Raw genomic sequence first — 17,843 nt, 5'->3', positions numbered from 1 at the left:
CCCGTCACTATCGGACGGTCCGGGTCACCGTTGATGAAGTCCACCACCACCTCGTCGTTCACCCGCGGTATCTGCACCCCGCCGTAGCCCTGGCCCGCCCACGCGCTCGACACCCGCACCCAGCACGAGCTCGTCTCGTCTCCCTTCGACTCCCGGTCCCAGTGGAACTTCACCTTGATGCGCCCGTAGCGGTCGGTGTATATCGACTCCCCCGCCGGCCCCGTCACCCGCGCCGTCTGCGGACCGTGCGTCTTCGGCCACGGCGTCTCCGCCTCCTTCCGGTACACCACCTCCGCCGGCTGCACCCGGAACGTTATCTCATGCACCGTTTCCCCCTCCCCGCTGGCGTAGCGGTTCTCCTCCAGCCTGTAGCCCGCCTCCAGCGTCAGGTACGTCCCGTTGTCCTGCGCGTGCGGCGCGTTCAGCAGCGTGAAGGTGTACCCCGGCGCCAGCCCCAGCGCCGTGCCCCGGCCCCCCGTCTGGCGGTGCGACGCCTGCCACGCCTCCTGGCGCACCCGCACGTACTTCTCGCCCTCGGCGTGCTCCACGTACCGTCCCGGCCACGCATACACCTCCGTTTTCCCCGGCTGCGGCGCCGCCGGGTTCTGCCGCGCCTGCAGCAGCCACGCGTTCGGCTTGCGGAAGTCGTAGTCGTCGATGCTGCAGATGCCCGGCGTCACCCGGTCCTCCGCCGCCCAGTGGCTCACCCCCTGTTCCGACGTCACCCCGCCGCTGCCCGTGACGTGGTAGGGTATCGTCTCGTAACCCGGCCACGGCCCGTGCGCCTCCGGCCCGTCCGACAGCACCATCACGTGACGGTCCGCCTCGTGGCGGAACCAGTAATAGATGCCCTCCAGCTCCATCAGCCGGCTGATGAAGTCCAGGCTGCTCTCCTGGTACTGCACGCAGTACTCCCACTCCCGGTAGCGGGCCTTCAGCCGGTCCTCCACCTGCACCCCGTACTCCGCCAGCAGCTGATGGATTATCTGCACCGCCGTCTGCCCCTGGAAGATGCGCGCGTTGCGGTCCCGCTTCATCGGCCACAGGTCCGGCTCCACCGTGAGCGTGTACACCGCGTGGCGCGTGCCGCCCAGCTCCTCGCTGTGCACCGCCACCCGCGTGATTTTGCCGTTGAGGTGCCGCGTGCCCGCCAGAAAGCGCCCGGTGGGGATGTCCAGCGTCAGCGGCTGGCCCAGCAGCGCGTGGCGGTCGGCGCGGGCGTCGGGGCCCAGCAGCGTGACGGTGAGTTCGAAGGGATGCGACAGCGCCTCGCGTCCCTCCAGCTTCCAGAAAAGCAGCCCCTCCTGCGGGAGCCGTGCGGTGATACGTTCAGACATAGGTGAGTTCCGTGCTCAGCGGGCCCGGCGTGGTGCCAGGCGGTTGATACAAAAAAGAAAGGGATTTGATAAAGGTAAAACTGTAAAGATACAGGTTGTCATTACCTGAAAACTTAATAATTCTTTCCACAGAAAGAAACGCTTTAAGGGTTATTAAAAGCGTTTTTACTTAAGAGCCATTGTTTATAACCACAACAAAAACAGGTAACGGCTTAATTACCGCATACGTTTTTTCTTAATGATTTCTCTTTATTCCGCTTCATTATTCCTGCTGCTTTCAGAATCCTTTCTTATCTCTTCAGCTACAGGAAAAGGCTTATTGCAGTCGCGACATCTGAATATTCTACGGCTGAATACTGTTACAAATATTTAGCCACTAAGCCCGGGACAGGTGGCCGGGACTCAGGGAATAATCCGCGTAACATCTTACAGCGTTTCTTCAGGTGCCTGCCGGAACAGCGCTTCCGCCATGGCGGCAATTCTTTTTTCCTGAACCAGCCTGTCGCGCCACTCCTGCGGTATGCCTGAATAACCATACAGCGCGCCGGCAATCTGGCCTGCCGTGGCGGCCACGCTGTCGGCGTCATCGCCCAGGTTAGCGGCCAGAAGAATCGCGTCGCGGAAGTTATCCGTGTTCCATACCGCCCACATCGCCGCTTCAAGCGTGTCGATAACGTAGCCGCCTGAACGGATTTGATCGCGTGTTTTCTGCTTGTACTCGCCTGCGTTGATGATCATTACACGCAATGCTGATGATAGTACGTGAGGTGAGAAGGCATCTTCTTTATTGTACCCGTTCAAAAGATAATGCAGAACTGCGCCTAAAAATTGACAGCTACTGATTGATTCAACGGCGCCATGCGTTGCCAGACTCTGGCTTTTTGAATCATTCCACATTTGCAGGAAAGATTTCCTTCTGAAAATAGCAACCGGAGCATGACGAATAACACCTGCATTTCCAGCGGTTTCTTCAGATGTGTTACCAAACCATCCTTTACCATGTTTTAAATATTCATCAAGTGCGAAACGTGTAGTATTTCCTATATCGAAACACCGCCCATTAGAGCTGTTTTCACCATAATGATACCAGCGCACTAACTTTTTTCTAAACAAATCAACGTCCATTGTTCCGGCTTCCAGATAAGTTTCAGCCAGACATAAAGCCATTGATGTGTCGTCAGTCCATTCGCCAGGTTTAAGATGAAAAGGCCCACCGCCAACCATATTTTCAACTTTTCCTTTATCTCTGGGAAGAAATTCCAGAGTTGTCCCAACAGCATCGCCAACAGCAAGCCCAACCAAAGCGCCCCTGGCTTTATCAAGAGCGACAGTATCGTCAACTATTTGTAACTTGGTTTGGAGCCATTCAGGTTTTATAGGTTTATCTTCCCCCGCTGACTCACGGGCGATGGGAGTATACTCCAAACGTTGCTGTAACCCGCGGGATGCTACAGGCATAAGGTGCTGATATTTTTGAATATAAATAGAAATTTTAAATTCTGATTCTCGTAAATCAATCATCATCTTTCCTTGTAATGAAGCAGTAAGGCATAAAAGTACGTGACAGTCACACTGACCGCCAGCTGACCGTTCAGTGTCTGCCGTCGCGTTTTGATGATGCGCTATCCCTGCGGGTCGTAGCGGAAGTTCACCTGCGCCAGCCGCTCCCATGAGCCCTCGCTGTGAACGTACTGCATTTTTCTGCCCGGCGCGTGGCTGCCCGCCTCGCCCGCCAGCCGCAGCCCGTTCCACTGACCCGGTTTTCCTCATCGTAGCGGAAATATTGCGTTAGCCCGCATCGCGTGTCGCGTCGCTCAGTCTGGTTTCGAAATTAACCAGAGCGATAAAAAAGAGCTGACTGAGCCGGGCAGTGGGCAGCTAAAAATAAAAAGCCGGAAGGATCTATAAATCGTTTCCGGCAGAATAGCTAGTTGTGATAATAATGACGGGCGATATCTCTTAACGAGATAAGCATATACTCCAATTCAATCAGAATATTTATTGCTCTCTCTCCAGATAGAGATATTTTCTCGTTGTTATTTAGCAGTTTCAAATCACTTCCTCCTAAATATTTTAGGGTTATCTAGTTTAACACCACCGTCTGTACACCTGCGCGCCATGCTCGATTTCCCACGCCACGTGCTGATTTTCGCCAAATGCTTTACATTTAAATTAAGAAACAAAATACTGTAAAATCAAAAGCTTACCCAGCATCTTTTCTTTAATTATTAATATTAAGCGAAAATCCGAAGTCAGCATATCCCTCAGAGCTAATCACGAAGCACCACCCATTTATTTTATCGAAAAAATAATGATGTTGAGGGATATTTTTTATGGCCATTTCTAAAAATGGATAAAATTGCCTGCAATTTAACTTAACAGAAAAATCTAAAGATGAGTCATTAATATAAAAAATGTCACTACTTCGTAAAATATATTCATCAATATTATTTTTACGGATAAAGCAATTTATCTCATCAACCCAATTTGAATAATCCCCGCACAACTCAAGCATTTTATGATTATTTGTATTAGTCCAATCAATTTTAGAACCAATCCATTGGAAATTATTAGACAAATCATCGATAACAAATTCCATGTCATCTATTATCTCTGGGGGGTCAGGAAGTAAAAATATTTTCTCTTTAATTTCATCATCAAGTATCATGAGGATTTCCTCCAAGGCTTTGATGGTAAGTTAAATAAATCTTGGAGCTTTGTAACGGTAGATTCAGTTACATCAAACAGGAAATGCTCACCTTTATCTTTACCGCTAAATACGTTGATATGGGCACCGCTCCGCTCGTCATACTCTATTCTAAACCCCGTCTTTCCATCAGCTGTAGTCATTCCGACAGGCCTACCTCTTGTCGAACCGAATTTACCAGTATTAACTTTTTCAGCTTTGAACCCCCGTTCTTCTAACCATTTAATTGCTTTATTTCTGGCTTGCTCGTAAGAATCTTTTTCTTTCTTCTCACACCTACTCAGCCCCAGCGGATCAATCCACCCCAGTGGATTAGGCGCATACTGGTACAGGTTTATCCCGCCCGCCAGCCCTATCGGATCCTGGCTGATAAAACGTCCCGCATCCGGATCATAGTACCGGAACCGGTTGTAGTGCAAACCGGTCTCCGCATCGTAATACTGCCCCTGGAAGCGCAGCGGCTGATGCACCGGTTCCGCCTGTTCCGCCGTCTCCACCCGCAGCGTATTGCCCCAGACGCGATAGTCTGCCTGCCACACCCGCTCGCCCGTCCCCCCGGTCAGTTCACGTGGCAGCCCCGCCGGGTCGTTATGATACCAGTACACCCGGGCGTCATGCTCACTTTCCCCGCGCTGCGTGCTGATTTGCGCCAGCGGCACAAAGCCTTCATCTTCATAAATCCAGATGTGCTGCTGGTTGCCCCGCTCCTCGCTCAGCAGCCGGTTCCCGTCCCAGATAAAGTGCGTCACCCCGAAGGCGTCCTGCTTCCAGCTGCGGCGTCCGAACGCATCGTAGCCGTACCGGGTTCGCTGTTCCGTACCGTTGCGCCGGCTCACCGCCTCCGCCAGCTGATGCTCCGCGTTCCAGCGGAAACGCTGCGTGGTATGGCGACCGGTGCGTTTCTCCGTGACGTTGCCGTGAGCGTCGTAGTCCCGGCGGCAGTCGCCCAAAATGTATAAATGGTTATCAGGGGTTTCCAATGTTGCTGTGCTTAAAACAGTGAAGGAAGAGAATTGCAAAATAAGGACTATGTTCAAGAACGCGATGCCATAATACTGAACAAAGCTGTCTGGCAACTAATTTTTACGAAACAGCTATAATATCAATGAGAGAACACAACCTCTAAATGCTTTATATTAAAATCCCCATTGACAAGTTTCAATTCCATACTCGCCAGTTAATACTGCAAAACCATATTTTTTTTTACTATCTATAAAGATTCTATCTTGACTGGAGAAATGCAAAAGAGAACTTTCCCAAAAATATTTTGGGTTAGATTTCAATATTCTATTTGAGACACTTATAAAATAATACATATCTTTTCCCGAACAATATAAAAAAACGTTACCTTCGCTTGGAACTCTTTCTATAAATTTTTGATAGTTACTATATTGACTATGAACATCATGATTATCTCTTTGTAACTCCAGACCTTTCCCTTCAAGTTCTATGATCATCTCTTGATATGGAACCTCTATAAAATCAACATCATTTATAAGCAAGTTATTTGATTTTATAACATCATCCTTAATATTATTTCTTTCTTTTTCTTGTTTCGCCGCCTTGAGCTTTTCTTTTAAAGTGATCGACATTTTTTCTTCCCCTTCATATCTTTGATGCCTTCAACGTCCTCAGGATAGTGCCCTGCATGTTGGTTATATCGTAACCTTGGTTGTAAAGGAGACCCATGTAAGTCATCAGCGGTATGCAAATGAGGACCGCGTCCAAACTTATCTTCTTCATGCATAATAATATATTTTTCCCCGTCATTTGTATTAAACTGCCAAACAGTTCGATTCTCATATTTATTATCATAAACCTTAACGGGCACAGGCGTATTAGTATTCTTTGATATCCCTAAATTCCTCTTTGCTGCTCTAAATTGAGCCTTAAATGTTGAGGGTAATTTACTCAACCCCAGCGGATCAATCCACCCCAGCGGATTAGGCGCATACTGATAAAGGTTTATCCCGCCCGCCAGCCCTATCGGATCCTGGCTGATAAAACGCCCCGCATCCGGATCATAGTACCGGAACCGGTTATAGTGCAAACCGGTTTCCGCATCGTAATACTGCCCCTGAAATCGCAGAGGCTGATGCACTGGCTCTGCGCCCTTCCGCCCCGCTTCCACCCGCACGGTATTCCCCCAGGCGCGGTAGTCTGCCTGCCACACCCGCTCACCCGCCATTCCGGTCAGCTCGCGCGGCAGCCCCGCCTGGTCGTTGTGATACCAGTACACCCGGGCGTCATGCTCACTTTCCCCGCGCTGCGTACTGATTTGCGCCAGCGGCACAAAGCCTTCATCTTCATAAATCCAGATGTGCTGCTGGTTGCCCCGCTCCTCGCTCAGCAGCCGGTTGCCGTCCCAGATAAAGTGCGTCACCCCGAAGGCGTCCTGCTTCCAGCTGCGGCGTCCGAACGCATCGTAGCCGTACCGGGTGCGCTGTTCCGTACCGTTGCGCCGGCTCACCGCCTCCGCCAGCTGATGCTCCGCGTTCCAGCGGAAACGCTGCGTGGTATGGCGACCGGTGCGTTTCTCCGTGACATTGCCGTGAGCATCGTAGTCCCAGCGGCAGTCACCAAGTACCCGCAGACGGTTATCCGTCAGCGGCGGCGCATTTTCCTGCTCCAGCAGATTATGGGCGGGGTCGAAGGCAAACCGTTCGCCTTCGGCCTGTGTGAGCCTGCCCAGTGCATCGTAAGCGTAGCGGTGCGCGCCGCTACGGCAGTTGAAGTGTTAAACCGCCACCGCGCCGTTATCACTTTACTTATTAAGTATCCTAATAAACTCGAGGTAGTTACCATGAGCATTGCCATTACCGATTTACACAACATTAACTTAACCCCATACCGACGCAATGGCATTAGCCCAGTTGGTCAAGCACCTGAGCTGGTCTGAACTGCGTGCCGGTGCGGTCAGTGATGATGAAACTTATGAGATTAAAGACGCCGTGCATAAGCTCCATAACGCACTGGCTGAGGCGGAGTTTGCACCACGGTAGCAGCTAAAAATAGCCGGAAGGATAAGGGGATCTTTCCGGATTTTTACTAACCATTCAACCGAAATAAAAGGTAATCGTATAATTTTTCTGCCAAAAATTCAGCATGTTCGCTTTTTACTATAAAATTAAAGAAATAATATTGATCATATAAATCCTTAATCATAGGATTGGAAAACATAAAAAATTCTATATACGCCGAATATAATCCCTTGATATCATTGGATATTTCCTCTAAATCAAGTTGGTAGTTTGTTATATCATAGAAAACATTAATACATTCATTGCTAACTCTATTTAGCTCTATAAAAGGAGCATGATTTTTCTCACATTGTTTCCAATGGTCATCCTTCCCTTTATCATTTTTATAAATAAATTTCATAATTAATCTTTTATTTTAAAATCAGTTACATGGGTCATTTTACCCGTTTCATCTATTTTTGCCATGTAGTGAACATTCACGCCATTAATTTTTTGTTCCATTTTTGACCAACCTTTTCCTTTAAAATGAGGGTCACCAATTTGATCAGACTTAATTATTTCCAATCCATTCTCTGGATGTTTCTTTACATGATCCATTGCAAATTCTTCATTTTTATTTCTTACTTTAGTTCTTCCTGTTGACTTTGATTTTACTTTTTTAGGTTTTCGCGAAGACGAGCACTTACGTAACCCCAGCGGATCAATCCACCCCAGTGGATTAGGCGCATACTGATAAAGGTTTATCCCCCCCGCCAGCCCTATCGGATCCTGGCTGATAAAACGCCCCGCATCCGGATCATAGTACCGGAACCGGTTATAGTGCAAACCGGTCTCCGCATCGTAATACTGCCCCTGAAAACGCAGAGGCTGATGCACCGGCTCTGCGCCCTTCCGCCCCGCTTCCACCCGCACGGTTCTGCCCCAGGCGCGGTAGTCCGCCTGCCATGCGATGTCGCCCGTCACCCCGGTCAGTTCACGTGGCAGCCCCGCCGGGTCGTTGTGATACCAGTACACCCGGGCGTCATGCTCACTTTCCCCGCGCTGCGTACTGATTTGCGCCAGCGGCACAAAGCCTTCATCTTCATAAATCCAGATGTGCTGCTGGTTGCCCCGCTCCTCGCTCAGCAGCCGGTTGCCGTCCCAGATAAAGTGCGTCACCCCAGAGGCGTCCTGCTTCCAGCTGCGGCGTCCGAACGCATCGTAGCCGTACCGGGTTCGCTGTTCCGTACCGTTGCGCCGGCTCACCGCCTCCGTCAGCTGATGCTCCGCGTTCCAGCGGAAACGCTGCGTGGTATGGCGACCGGTGCGTTTCTCCGTGACGTTGCCGTGCGCGTCGTAGTCCCAGCGGCATTCACCAAGTACCCGCAGGCGGTTATCTGTCAGCGGCGGCGCATTTTCCTGCTCCAGCAGATTATGGGCGGGGTCGAAGGCAAACCGTTCGCCTCCGGCCTGTGTGAGCCTGCCCAGTGCATCGTAGGCGTAGCGGTGCATCCCGCTACGGCTGTCCGTCATCTGTTTTAACTGCCCGTCGCGCCGCCACGCATATTCACGTCCTACCACTAATTGATTTTTGTAACTCGCCCGCTGGCTTATCAGGCGACCAGCCTCATCGTGTACATATTCGCTGGTCAGTATGCCCTGGGTGCGGCGGACTTCCCGGTGCAGGGCGTCACGCTCGCTCTCGCTGATAACCCGCTGGCCCCAGTTCACCTGAATACGATGCCCGCTGCCGTAATAGAAGTTTTTGATTTCACGCCCGTCAGGCAAAACAGTGACGGTACGGTTGCCCAGTTCATCATACTGATGATGCAGGGCCACGGTTTTCCCGCGCGTTAACGTCTGTTCTTTTACCAGTTGGCCGGCGGCATCCCACTCCAGCTCCACGCGCCCGCCTGCATTGATCCCGGCGACAAGGCGACCGTTCGCATCGTAACGATAACGGGTACGCTGCCAGCGGCGCGTGCTGCCCTGAGCCACCAGCTTCTCCAGCAGACGTCCGGCTGCGTCACGCTGCCAGCGGGTATGAATCACGCTTTCCTTTCCGGTGTTGCCATATTCTTTACGCGCAACGGGCCAGCCACCAGCATCATATTCATAAGCGATTTGCCGCCCATCGAAGCCGCACTCGCGAATAAGATTATCCAGTGCGTCATATGTCATCTCATAGCGTACGCCATTTTCATTAACCAGACCGGTAAGCCGACGAGCCTCGTCGTATTGATAAGTGATGCGGTGACCAGGCGCGTCGATACGCGCCTCAGGCAAACCATCGCCGCCCAGCTCCCACTGGGTGCGCTGGCCTTCTGCGCTGGTAAAACTCACCAGACGACGATAACGGTCATAATCATAAATTTCCGTACCGCCATCAGCATGACATACCTTTACCGGTAATCCGTCAGCGTTATGTTGCCAGGTGGTAATATTGCCAGCCGCATCAGTCCGGGTTTTAAGCCAGCCATATTTGTCATAACTGTATTGTGTGGTTCGACCGGAACAATCCGTATGAGATAAAAGAAATCCTGCCGCGTTCCAGTTAAATGTTTGAATGCCCGAAGCCGCGTCGCGAATGCGTACCAGATTACCGGCATCATCATGGTTATATTCCGTGATACGGCCCAGCTCATCCATTTCACGTATCAGATTACCTGCCACATCCCAGGTAAATTCACGTGATGCGCCGAGCATATCGGTAATACGCACCGGCCTGTTCCAGTAGGGGTGAAAATCAATGCGCGTCATTCCCCCGTCAGGCGAAATAACTGCCGTACAGTTCCCGCGTTCGTCATAGCGATAACGGGTAATACGCCCAGCCGGATCGGTAACCGCAATGGCTTGCCCACGCGCATTTCGTTTAATACGCGTGATTCCTCCGAGGGCATCAACAAGCGCAGTTAGTTCATGATTATCATCAAACTCGTAACGCGTTTTGCGGCCCAGCACATCAGTAACAAGCGTGGCATTTGGCTGATAGTCAAATTGCCAGGTCTGGCCAAGGCTATCGCGGTGCGCCAGCACTTTGCCATGTATATCGTGACGGTCGTAATGATAAAAACAGGCCATTTCGCCTGCCAGGCGATGCGCCACCATAATATGATTGCGATACCGGAAATCTCTGACAATTTCATCTTTACCATTACGTACAGCAATTAAATCGCCCTCATCCGAATAGTCATAGCGGCAGAGGATTTCTGGTAGCTCCGGCTCGGAAGGATGACAGCAGCTAACGGTTACGATACGACTGACATTCTCTCCACTCGCCAGGCGGAGATCGGCAAACTGGATCAGAAAACGACGTCCGGCACTGTCAATGATTTCCGCCGGTAAGTTGTTGTGGTCATAATGGATAGTAAGCTGATTACCATGCGCATCTTCCATCGCTGTCATTAGAAAGCGCCCGGCCTCCGCTTCCTGGCTGAACAGCCAGTGACGTTGCTCGTCAGAGGTCGACAGACGATAAAGTCCTTGCTTCGGCTGTGACAAGGTAAGCTGCTCATAGCGATGCAGGCGAGCTGGCAAGCCGGGAGCGATGCGAGGAAAATCGATTTCGCGTCCTTGTTCATCGATATAACGCAGAACCTCATGCGTTTCGCGAATTTCCGGCGAAAAAGGCAAAAACCACCCTTGTCCAAGCCAACCATTCGCTATCTCGTCAGAATAGTAATGGCGTTGCCAGTTAAGCGGCACTGCTGCCGGGAAAGCAAAATCAAGATCGTCATCTCCTACCAGTACCTTGATGCCGAGCAGCGGGTTAACGGGATTTCCAACCAGCAGGCCATTTTTACAACTTTCCGTCTGTTTTTTGCCACCTTTGCCTTTATTACTGCCCCCTTTTTCGCTGCCAGCTTTCTTGGCCTGTAAAACTGACTCTGTTTCTCCTTTAGCAACTTTTCCCTCGGCTTTCGCAGCAGCTTGCTCGCTTTTTGCGATAGCCTTTTCAGTCAGCTCAGCGCCTTCTTTGGCTACGGCTTTTCCTGCTTTTGCCGCTTCCAGCGCTTTGCCTGTTTTTGCCGCCAGCTTACCTGCTTTGAATGCGGCTCCGCCTCCGGGCACAAAATTTGCGGCGGCTGATGCCGCAGACAATGCTGCGTTGCCGTAATCGCCTTCGGCAGTATAGATTGCCGCATTAGCCCCATCGGCAACCACGCCGACAATGGGTACTGCGCCTAATACATCCAGCCCGGTATGCACCCAGTCACCGTAACTACTCCACCAGCTTTTCTTTTTAGGTGGATTCGCACTTCCTGCCGCAACGTTCCCCTGCGGCGCAGGCGCATATTGTAATTTACCAATGGTATTTCCGGTTGCCATCGGAGGGCTCCCTGCAATAATGAATAAAACGATAAGTTACTCAGTAAACAGCCAGTTAAATTAGCGATTCACCTGAGCTTAAGATAATTACTTGCTAAGCCAGCGCCAGAGGCTATCGCTGCAGCCCAGACAACCGGAGCGAAGAAGATATCGCCATACGTGGTTTTCGCCATGAAATAAAAAAACGGCAGCTGCAACACAGCCAGAGACAAACAAGCAGCTTTGCATTTATCCAGGTAATTCCAGGCTACCAATAAGCCACAAATGACTATTACTACGCCATTAAGCGCATAGAGCATTAAGATCGGCTTGAACTCTATTAACCATTTACCCCAGTCATGTCTCTTCATACCGACACCAGAGATAACCATCCAGAACAAACCACTCGCCATAATGAATTGCAGCCATACGGAAAGCGCGAAATTCGCCACGCAAGTAGCCACTTTTAATACAAGCATAATTATATTCATATCATTACCGCTTACATCTAATTAATAAAAACATCAAATAATGTAAAACAGGCGTTTCTGATTATTTATGACTTATCACGTGGGCCGCCGAATATGGCAGCATAAATACAGAGGCATTAATGGATGATCAGTAAACGATTAATAAAAGCCAAAGGAATACGTCTCAATGGCCTTTTAATATGCGATTCAATGCGCTGGCGGCCAGCTTACGCCCGCCTGTTTTACCAGGTCGATAATTTCGTTGAGCTTATCGAGCGTGGGGCCTTTCTGGCCGTCGTTGCGTTTTACAACATACGCCAGTTGACGCGCAAACGACCAGCCGCTGTTGGTTTCCACCGCGTGCGGATCGGCACCATGCTTAAGCAGCCAGACAACGGTATCAAGCTGCATACCATCCAGTGCTTCCATAAGAACCGTTCTGCCTAAATTATCGCTTTGATTGATATTAGCGCCACGCTGAATCATTAAGGATAATGTATTCAGGGTATTATCCGAGGCGGAATAATAAAAGATAGGGCTTTTCTGAACCGCAGCATTAGGACTCATACCACCATCAAGCAAAGCCTCCATATACACTGGTGAGGACGATCTGGCCGTTACACCCGCTACACTGCCCATATCGGGAACATTCTGCAGCGGATCGGCCCCCTGCCTTACCAGTTCGCTCATGATGGCCAGCTGCTGTTTCTTTTTTCCCTGTGCACAATGCAGGGCGTAAAACAGAATCGTCATATCCTGCTTGCCGGGTTTGTTAAGCTCGGTCACGCTCGCCTGCTGCTTTACCGATGCCAGATCGCCCTGATAAATGCTTTGCGCCAGCGTAAGCTGAGTGCCATGGAAAAAATCTTCGGGAGGATAAATTTTCATTGCGTTACATACAGGTATAAATATAGTCAGGGCAAGTATAATTATATAAATGATGCGCATTGAGACATCACTCCAGGCACAGGAAGCCCTATAAGATAGTAAATACATGTCAATTATGATTGTCAGGTGGCCATTTCATCCCTTTGTATATTGCCAGTGTTCTGATAGTCTGGAGCTTATCTTGCGCTGCGGCATTTTCTTCCTCGCGGGAAATAACGTTTTTCAACATATTACCAAACCCCCATCCATTGATAGTCTTTTGCATTGGGTTTGCCCCTTGATTAAGGAGCCAAATAACGTTATCCAACTCCATGTTTGCCAGAGCCTCAATTAATGCATTTTGCTCAAGGCTATCGCATTGATTGATATCAGCACCACGTTCAACAAGAGTTTTAAGTGTAGATCCGGATGATTGCGATGCTGCATAAAATATAATAGGAGTGGTTTTATATTTGGCATCAGGACTCATCCCTCCATCGAGAAGAGCTTTTATTAATATATCATCCTCTGCTCTTGCAGCCATAACAGTAAGACTTTCCATACCCGGCACCGGTTGCGTAGGGTTAGCTCCTGATGCGACTAAAGAAGATATAATATCAAGCCGAGACCTTCCTTTTTTTAAAGCATCCTAAGCCGCAAAAAAAAGCAGCGTCATATCCTGTTTGCCTGGCTTATTTAATTCCGTTGTTTTTGCCAGTATTTTTACTTCTTCCAAATTATTATTGCTTATTGCCTGAGCAAGTTGCAACTGCGTTCCACTAAAGAAATCCTCTGCGTTATAACTTTTCATTTCACAACCACCACTTAACGAGAATAATAATAAAACAAAGAAAAAAGACAACTTTATTTTAAAAAAACGCATAATGCAGCTTCCTCTTTATTATTATTTCTCTCTTAAAACCACTTCATCGCTTTCTTTTTCTTTTTCAATGCACCTGATAACTTGCGTCATACTATGTTTATCAACGGGATGGGTGGCTTATTGCGCTGGCGGCCAGCTTACGCCCGCCTGTTTTACCAGGTCGATAATTTCGTTGAGCTTATCGAGCGTGGGGCCTTTCTGGCCGTCGTTGCGTTTTACAACATACGCCAGTTGACGCGCAAACGACCAGCCGCTGTTGGTTTCCACTGCATGCGGATCGGCACCATGTTTAAGCAGCCAGACAACGGTATCAAGCTGCATACCATCCAGCGCATGCATAAGAACCGTTCGACCTAAATTATCGCTTTGATTAATATTCGCGCCTCGCCTGACCATCAAATCCATTGTTTTCAAAGTATTATCTGAAGCCGCTTTAAAAAAAACAGGGCGTTTCATTATTTCTACGTTAGGGCTCATACCACCATCAAGCAAAGCCTCCATATACACTGGTGAGGACGATCTGGCCGTTACACCCGCTACACTCCCCATATCGGGAACATTCTGTAGAGGATCGGCTCCCTGCCTTACCAGCTCACTCATTATCGCCAGCTGTTGTTTCTTTTCACCCTGCGCGCACTGCAGGGCGTAAAAAAGCATCGTCATATCCTGCTTGCCGGGTTTGTTAAGCTCGGTCACGCTCGCCTGCTGCTTTACCGATGCCAGATCGCCCTGATAAATGCTTTGCGCCAGCGTAAGCTGAGTGCCATGGAAAAAATCTTCGGGAGGATAAATTTTCATTGCGTTACATCCTGAAATTGCAAACAGGCTCAGCGCTGTCCATAAGAGAGTTAAACTGTATTTTCTGATAGCGAAAAGATTTTTCATAGAATGACCTTATTGAGCTGACAATATCGCTTCATCCGTTGCCTTTTCCTGTTCTATACAGCGAATAACCTGATCCATACCATGCTTGTCAACCATATTGCCAGTGCCGCCCTCAAGGTCATGATGGATTCCTACAGCTGTGGGCGCATTCACTAGCTTTAAGCCCAGTAAGCCAGCACCAGCCATACCCGTAACCAACAGGATACCGGCTCCTCCCCAAAATCCAGGTTCCTGAACAGAAGTTAACACTTCGCCTTTAACACGATACGCCGTAATATACTCTTTACCTTTTTCAGGCTTAAATTCACTACCGCCATATTTTTCAACGGTTTCTTTGTGCAGTCCTGCGGCATTAAAGGTCCAGCCTGGTTTTCCGCTGGCCCTTGAAGCTGAGGATGCTAATCCACCCCCTAAGGAATGGCCCACTATATCAACAGGTGCAGGAGAGCGCTGTACTGCGGTTCCGATTTGAACAGCCTGCTTATAATAGTTCGACTGCATATTCACCCCCTGCTGAAAATTATTTTTCCAGTCAACCCCTTCCTTCATTCGTGTTCCGCGAAAAACAACAGAAGCAGACATATCTTTGCCAAAAATATTCTCATCAGGAGCATATACGCGGGAACGAAAACCGGGTTCATTTTCAACTTTGAGATCTTCCGGGTGCAGGCTTAGTTTCGCCAAAGCTTCAGGATCATCGCTGATATCCTTCCAGCCTTCCGGCACCGGAGGCGTAGGCAAATCAGGGTTACGCGGCTCATAAATATAATCAGCTAGCCGCGCTTTTTCTATCCCAGTATTATTCAGTTCCAGACGTTCAGCCGCAGCGCGTACCTTAGGGTCGCTGCTTTGTTTACCCTTTGCGATAAGTTGTTTACGTCTTTCCCAGGCTTCTTTTTTCGTCAGATTGCCGCCACGCCCACCCACGGCCTTGCCGTTCATCGCAAACAGATCCTGAATACGATTAAGCGGAAGCCCGCCGACCCAGGTATCGGGGCTGTGTTCAATGGACCAGCAATCCCCTTCCACTGTGCCGCTGACGACGCCCTTATCACTCCCTGCCGCATCTCCAATAGTGACTGGGCTGAAGCTCATATCATGAACAAAGGCAGGTTTACCGCTAAAGAGTACAGAATCAACCGTACTTTTCGCCGGATCGAGCGTTGAGATCACAGGATAGGGCACCGGGGATGAGGCACCTGGCGTGGCACACACATCAGGTGCCAGGCCAACGATTTTATACTTACCCTCTTTGCGGGCTGCATAGTTTTCAGCCATGATCATTCCCCTGCGATAATTTAGCAGCCAGCGAAGGCGGAAGCGGCATAAATTCGTTACTCAAAGGGTCGGCACTCAGTGCTGCTGCATGTTTTAACATGCTATCTCTGTCGCTACGCTGAATAAAACGGAGTTCTGTCATGACCGGCTCCATATTTTCAGAAACTACTGCGCGATAAGTACAGTGGACCTTGCGCTGCGGCAAATCGATAACCAACGTATCGAGCTGCATGTCCTTCGCTACACCCGCCCCTTGTACCGTGGTCAAAAAAATAAATAACGATTCGACCGGCACATGAAAAGCGACTTCCTGATCGCTTTTTTCCTGGGCGCTGATGAGGTATTTCAGTTTAATCGGCACCGATTGTAAGGGTTGCGGTAAGGGAAACTGCATCCACGGATGGGCACCACACCAATAATCAAAACGAAAGTCAGCCGGAAGAAAAGGGTGACGGTCTCGCTGCCAGGCTTCGTCATAGGTACCCGCTTGCTCGATCCTGCCCTGCCAGCCGCGCCCAAAAAAGCCAAATCCAGCCGGCAGGCTAACCTCATCAATATGCTTTATCGGCTGAGGCAAAAGCTCAATCTGCGGCGCAGGCAAACGCTGTTGATGAATTTTTTTCAAACATTCCGCGCTGTACCAGCCCATTCCTACCGTATTAGCGGGCGAGGCGTATTCTTTACCATTCGGAACGGTATAGCACCCTCCGGCAGCATATTCATAACGTAGCGGCAGAGAGACGATAGGTTTCGCAGAAGACAGGCTCCAGCCTGCTATCATTTTTCGCCATTCACGCGGTCCGTAAATGCGTAACAGTCTTGTGAAATCACCAATCTGCGCGCCTACGGTAAACTCACGTGCCGGTTTATCGCCCGGTGCCCATGCCGTGCCATTAATGACTACATCCAGCCGGGGCTTCCAGGGCGCCAGGTCACTTTCAAAGCGCACTGAGCTTTTGCCCGGTTCGCCATAATAATCATCCTGCTCGATCAGCTCAGGTTGATCCGCACACAGCGTCAGCGAACCGGACTGTATATCCAGGTCATAACTGATACGTGCGGCAATAACGCTAAAAGCATGATCGTACTGATCAAATGACTCAAACAGCATGGCCGGGAAAGCGCTAAGGTTAATGAAATTTTCCATAATTAGTTGATATGTATCTCTGTTCCGTCAATATCGACAACCTTTTCACCAACTAACTTGATCTTATTAGCACTGAGAGTAATAGTGCCGTTCTGCTCCAGAATGATCATCGACTCTCCACAAACCAGCGTAATTTTTTCTTCCGCGCTTACTTCGGCCGTTGTGCCCGCGTTAAGTGCTATATCTCTTCCGGCATTGAGGGAATATTTCAAACCAACATTGTGCATTTGCATCGCGCCCACGGTAGTCACCCAACCAGCGCCAACATTGAGCATATAGGCACCACCAATATTGGTATTTTGCGCCAGGCCAACATTTAACATCGATGCCAGGGTAATTGTCTCGCTTTTAGCCTGATCAACGTTCAGTGTCTGATTACCATTAACAGTCACAGACTGGTTCTGCCCGATACGAATATTTTCATTCTTGTCGACAGTCTCGGTACGGTTAGCATGCACGGTAATAGTTTCATTACCATCCACGGTTTCGTTGCGATTTTGGTGTACGGTGATTGTTTCATTTTGTTCGACCGTTTCGGTGCGATTTTTCTTCACCTGAGTTGTTTCATTACCGACAATAGTTTTGTTTCGGTTATTACCCACAAGGTGAGTTTCATCATTTTCTACTTCTGTATCCATGTTCCTTTCAGCATGGATCCACACCTGCTCTTGCCCCGCCCGGTCCTCAAAGCGCAGCACGTTGGCGTTGTCCGGCGTCCCGTCCTTTGACCGGCTCATGAACCCCATCTGCGTCGCCGCCCCCGGCAGCGGCCACGGCGGCATGCTCGCCGCGTTGTACACCCGGCCCGTCACTATCGGACGGTCCGGGTCACCGTTGATGAAGTCCACCACCACCTCGTCGTTCACCCGCGGTATCTGCACACCGCCGTAGCCCTGGCCCGCCCACGCGCTCGACACCCGCACCCAGCACGAGCTCGTCTCGTCTCCCTTCGACTCCCGGTCCCAGTGGAACTTCACCTTGATGCGCCCGTAGCGGTCGGT

At 49.9% G+C, this 17,843-nt stretch carries 15 protein-coding genes and 3 pseudogenes; 1 reads left to right on the top strand and 17 read right to left on the bottom strand.

All coding sequences use genetic code 11. From position 1 onward, the window contains the following. The 7 genes and pseudogenes from ACQE3Y_RS20385 to ACQE3Y_RS20355 all read right to left on the bottom strand — a co-directional run. Positions 1-1,337 (bottom strand): type VI secretion system Vgr family protein (locus tag ACQE3Y_RS20385; RefSeq protein WP_426982405.1); only part of this gene is annotated, 1,337 nt, incomplete at its 3' end. A 426-nt stretch (positions 1,338-1,763) separates the two neighbouring features. Then, the gene (gene tri1 / locus ACQE3Y_RS20380; protein WP_426982404.1) at positions 1,764-2,858 is read right to left on the bottom strand and encodes an ADP-ribosylarginine hydrolase Tri1; all 1,095 of its coding nucleotides are present in this window, start codon (positions 2,856-2,858) and stop codon (positions 1,764-1,766) included. Positions 2,859-3,558: 700 nt separating this feature from the next. Further along, positions 3,559-4,005, bottom strand: coding sequence for a type IV secretion protein Rhs (locus tag ACQE3Y_RS20375; RefSeq protein ID WP_426982403.1), 447 nt, complete (start codon positions 4,003-4,005; stop codon positions 3,559-3,561). Further along, positions 4,002-5,012, bottom strand: a pseudogene (locus ACQE3Y_RS20370) (RHS repeat-associated core domain-containing protein); the annotation flags it as partial. The pseudogene ACQE3Y_RS20370 and the gene ACQE3Y_RS20375, both read right to left, overlap by 4 nt. Before the next feature lie 168 nt (positions 5,013-5,180). After that, positions 5,181-5,636: a hypothetical protein gene (locus ACQE3Y_RS20365; RefSeq protein WP_426982402.1), complete on the bottom strand. Its 456-nt coding sequence runs from the start codon at positions 5,634-5,636 to the stop codon at positions 5,181-5,183. After that, positions 5,621-5,854 (bottom strand): annotated as a pseudogene (locus ACQE3Y_RS20360) (HNH/endonuclease VII fold putative polymorphic toxin); the annotation flags it as partial. The pseudogene ACQE3Y_RS20360 and the gene ACQE3Y_RS20365, both read right to left, overlap by 16 nt. A gap of 96 nt (positions 5,855-5,950) precedes the next feature. After that, positions 5,951-6,766 (bottom strand): annotated as a pseudogene (locus tag ACQE3Y_RS20355) (RHS repeat-associated core domain-containing protein); the annotation flags it as partial. A gap of 136 nt (positions 6,767-6,902) precedes the next feature. On the opposite strand from ACQE3Y_RS20355, the gene ACQE3Y_RS20350 reads away from it, so the two are divergent. Continuing rightward, entirely contained in the window at positions 6,903-7,046 is a 144-nt protein-coding gene (locus ACQE3Y_RS20350; protein ID WP_426982400.1) for a DUF7706 family protein, read from the top strand. A gap of 46 nt (positions 7,047-7,092) precedes the next feature. On the opposite strand, the gene ACQE3Y_RS20345 is transcribed toward ACQE3Y_RS20350, so the two are convergent. From ACQE3Y_RS20345 to ACQE3Y_RS20300, 10 genes are all read right to left on the bottom strand, one after another. Further along, complete coding sequence (locus ACQE3Y_RS20345) at positions 7,093-7,425, bottom strand: hypothetical protein (protein WP_426982399.1); 333 nt, start codon at positions 7,423-7,425, stop codon at positions 7,093-7,095. 2 nt (positions 7,426-7,427) lie between these two features. After that, positions 7,428-11,333: an RHS repeat-associated core domain-containing protein gene (locus tag ACQE3Y_RS20340; RefSeq protein ID WP_426982398.1), complete on the bottom strand. Its 3,906-nt coding sequence runs from the start codon at positions 11,331-11,333 to the stop codon at positions 7,428-7,430. A gap of 68 nt (positions 11,334-11,401) precedes the next feature. Next, complete coding sequence (locus ACQE3Y_RS20335) at positions 11,402-11,803, bottom strand: hypothetical protein (RefSeq protein WP_426982397.1); 402 nt, start codon at positions 11,801-11,803, stop codon at positions 11,402-11,404. Positions 11,804-11,989: 186 nt separating this feature from the next. Further along, entirely contained in the window at positions 11,990-12,670 is a 681-nt protein-coding gene (locus tag ACQE3Y_RS20330; protein ID WP_426982396.1) for an ankyrin repeat domain-containing protein, read from the bottom strand. 109 nt (positions 12,671-12,779) lie between these two features. Continuing rightward, the gene (locus tag ACQE3Y_RS20325) at positions 12,780-13,262 is read right to left on the bottom strand and encodes an ankyrin repeat domain-containing protein (protein WP_426982406.1); all 483 of its coding nucleotides are present in this window, start codon (positions 13,260-13,262) and stop codon (positions 12,780-12,782) included. Between the two features lie 36 nt (positions 13,263-13,298). Beyond that, positions 13,299-13,532, bottom strand: a complete 234-nt coding sequence (locus tag ACQE3Y_RS20320) for a hypothetical protein (protein WP_426982395.1) — start codon at positions 13,530-13,532, stop codon at positions 13,299-13,301. 117 nt (positions 13,533-13,649) lie between these two features. Beyond that, a complete protein-coding gene (locus ACQE3Y_RS20315; RefSeq protein WP_426982393.1) occupies positions 13,650-14,330 on the bottom strand; it encodes an ankyrin repeat domain-containing protein in 681 nt (226 codons plus the stop codon). Positions 14,331-14,426: 96 nt separating this feature from the next. Further along, positions 14,427-15,695, bottom strand: coding sequence for a PAAR-like domain-containing protein (locus ACQE3Y_RS20310; RefSeq protein ID WP_426982392.1), 1,269 nt, complete (start codon positions 15,693-15,695; stop codon positions 14,427-14,429). Beyond that, positions 15,688-16,842: a DUF2169 family type VI secretion system accessory protein gene (locus ACQE3Y_RS20305; protein ID WP_426982391.1), complete on the bottom strand. Its 1,155-nt coding sequence runs from the start codon at positions 16,840-16,842 to the stop codon at positions 15,688-15,690. Before ACQE3Y_RS20305 ends, ACQE3Y_RS20310 begins: the two co-directional genes overlap by 8 nt. A 2-nt stretch (positions 16,843-16,844) precedes the next feature. Further along, the coding region (locus ACQE3Y_RS20300) for a type VI secretion system Vgr family protein (RefSeq protein WP_426982390.1) at positions 16,845-17,843 on the bottom strand (999 nt) is incomplete at its 5' end.

This window comes from Pantoea sp. FN0305 (assembly GCF_050113845.1).
In the GTDB taxonomy this organism is placed as follows: Bacteria; Pseudomonadota; Gammaproteobacteria; order Enterobacterales; family Enterobacteriaceae; genus Mixta; species Mixta alhagi.
This window is presented reverse-complemented; position numbering and strand designations above follow the sequence as displayed.

Bases quoted from the DNA above. Each gene is read 5' to 3' on its own strand.
- tri1 (WP_426982404.1), bottom strand. From the start codon at position 2,858: ATGATTGATTTACGAGAATCAGAATTTAAAATTTCTATTTATATTCAA.
- ACQE3Y_RS20375 (WP_426982403.1), bottom strand. From the start codon at position 4,005: ATGATACTTGATGATGAAATTAAAGAGAAAATATTTTTACTTCCTGAC.
- ACQE3Y_RS20365 (WP_426982402.1), bottom strand. From the start codon at position 5,636: ATGTCGATCACTTTAAAAGAAAAGCTCAAGGCGGCGAAACAAGAAAAA.
- ACQE3Y_RS20350 (WP_426982400.1), top strand. From the start codon at position 6,903: ATGGCATTAGCCCAGTTGGTCAAGCACCTGAGCTGGTCTGAACTGCGT.
- ACQE3Y_RS20345 (WP_426982399.1), bottom strand. From the start codon at position 7,425: ATGAAATTTATTTATAAAAATGATAAAGGGAAGGATGACCATTGGAAA.
- ACQE3Y_RS20340 (WP_426982398.1), bottom strand. From the start codon at position 11,333: ATGGCAACCGGAAATACCATTGGTAAATTACAATATGCGCCTGCGCCG.
- ACQE3Y_RS20335 (WP_426982397.1), bottom strand. From the start codon at position 11,803: ATGAATATAATTATGCTTGTATTAAAAGTGGCTACTTGCGTGGCGAAT.
- ACQE3Y_RS20330 (WP_426982396.1), bottom strand. From the start codon at position 12,670: ATGAAAATTTATCCTCCCGAAGATTTTTTCCATGGCACTCAGCTTACG.
- ACQE3Y_RS20320 (WP_426982395.1), bottom strand. From the start codon at position 13,532: ATGCGTTTTTTTAAAATAAAGTTGTCTTTTTTCTTTGTTTTATTATTA.
- ACQE3Y_RS20315 (WP_426982393.1), bottom strand. From the start codon at position 14,330: ATGAAAATTTATCCTCCCGAAGATTTTTTCCATGGCACTCAGCTTACG.
- ACQE3Y_RS20310 (WP_426982392.1), bottom strand. From the start codon at position 15,695: ATGGCTGAAAACTATGCAGCCCGCAAAGAGGGTAAGTATAAAATCGTT.
- ACQE3Y_RS20305 (WP_426982391.1), bottom strand. From the start codon at position 16,842: ATGGAAAATTTCATTAACCTTAGCGCTTTCCCGGCCATGCTGTTTGAG.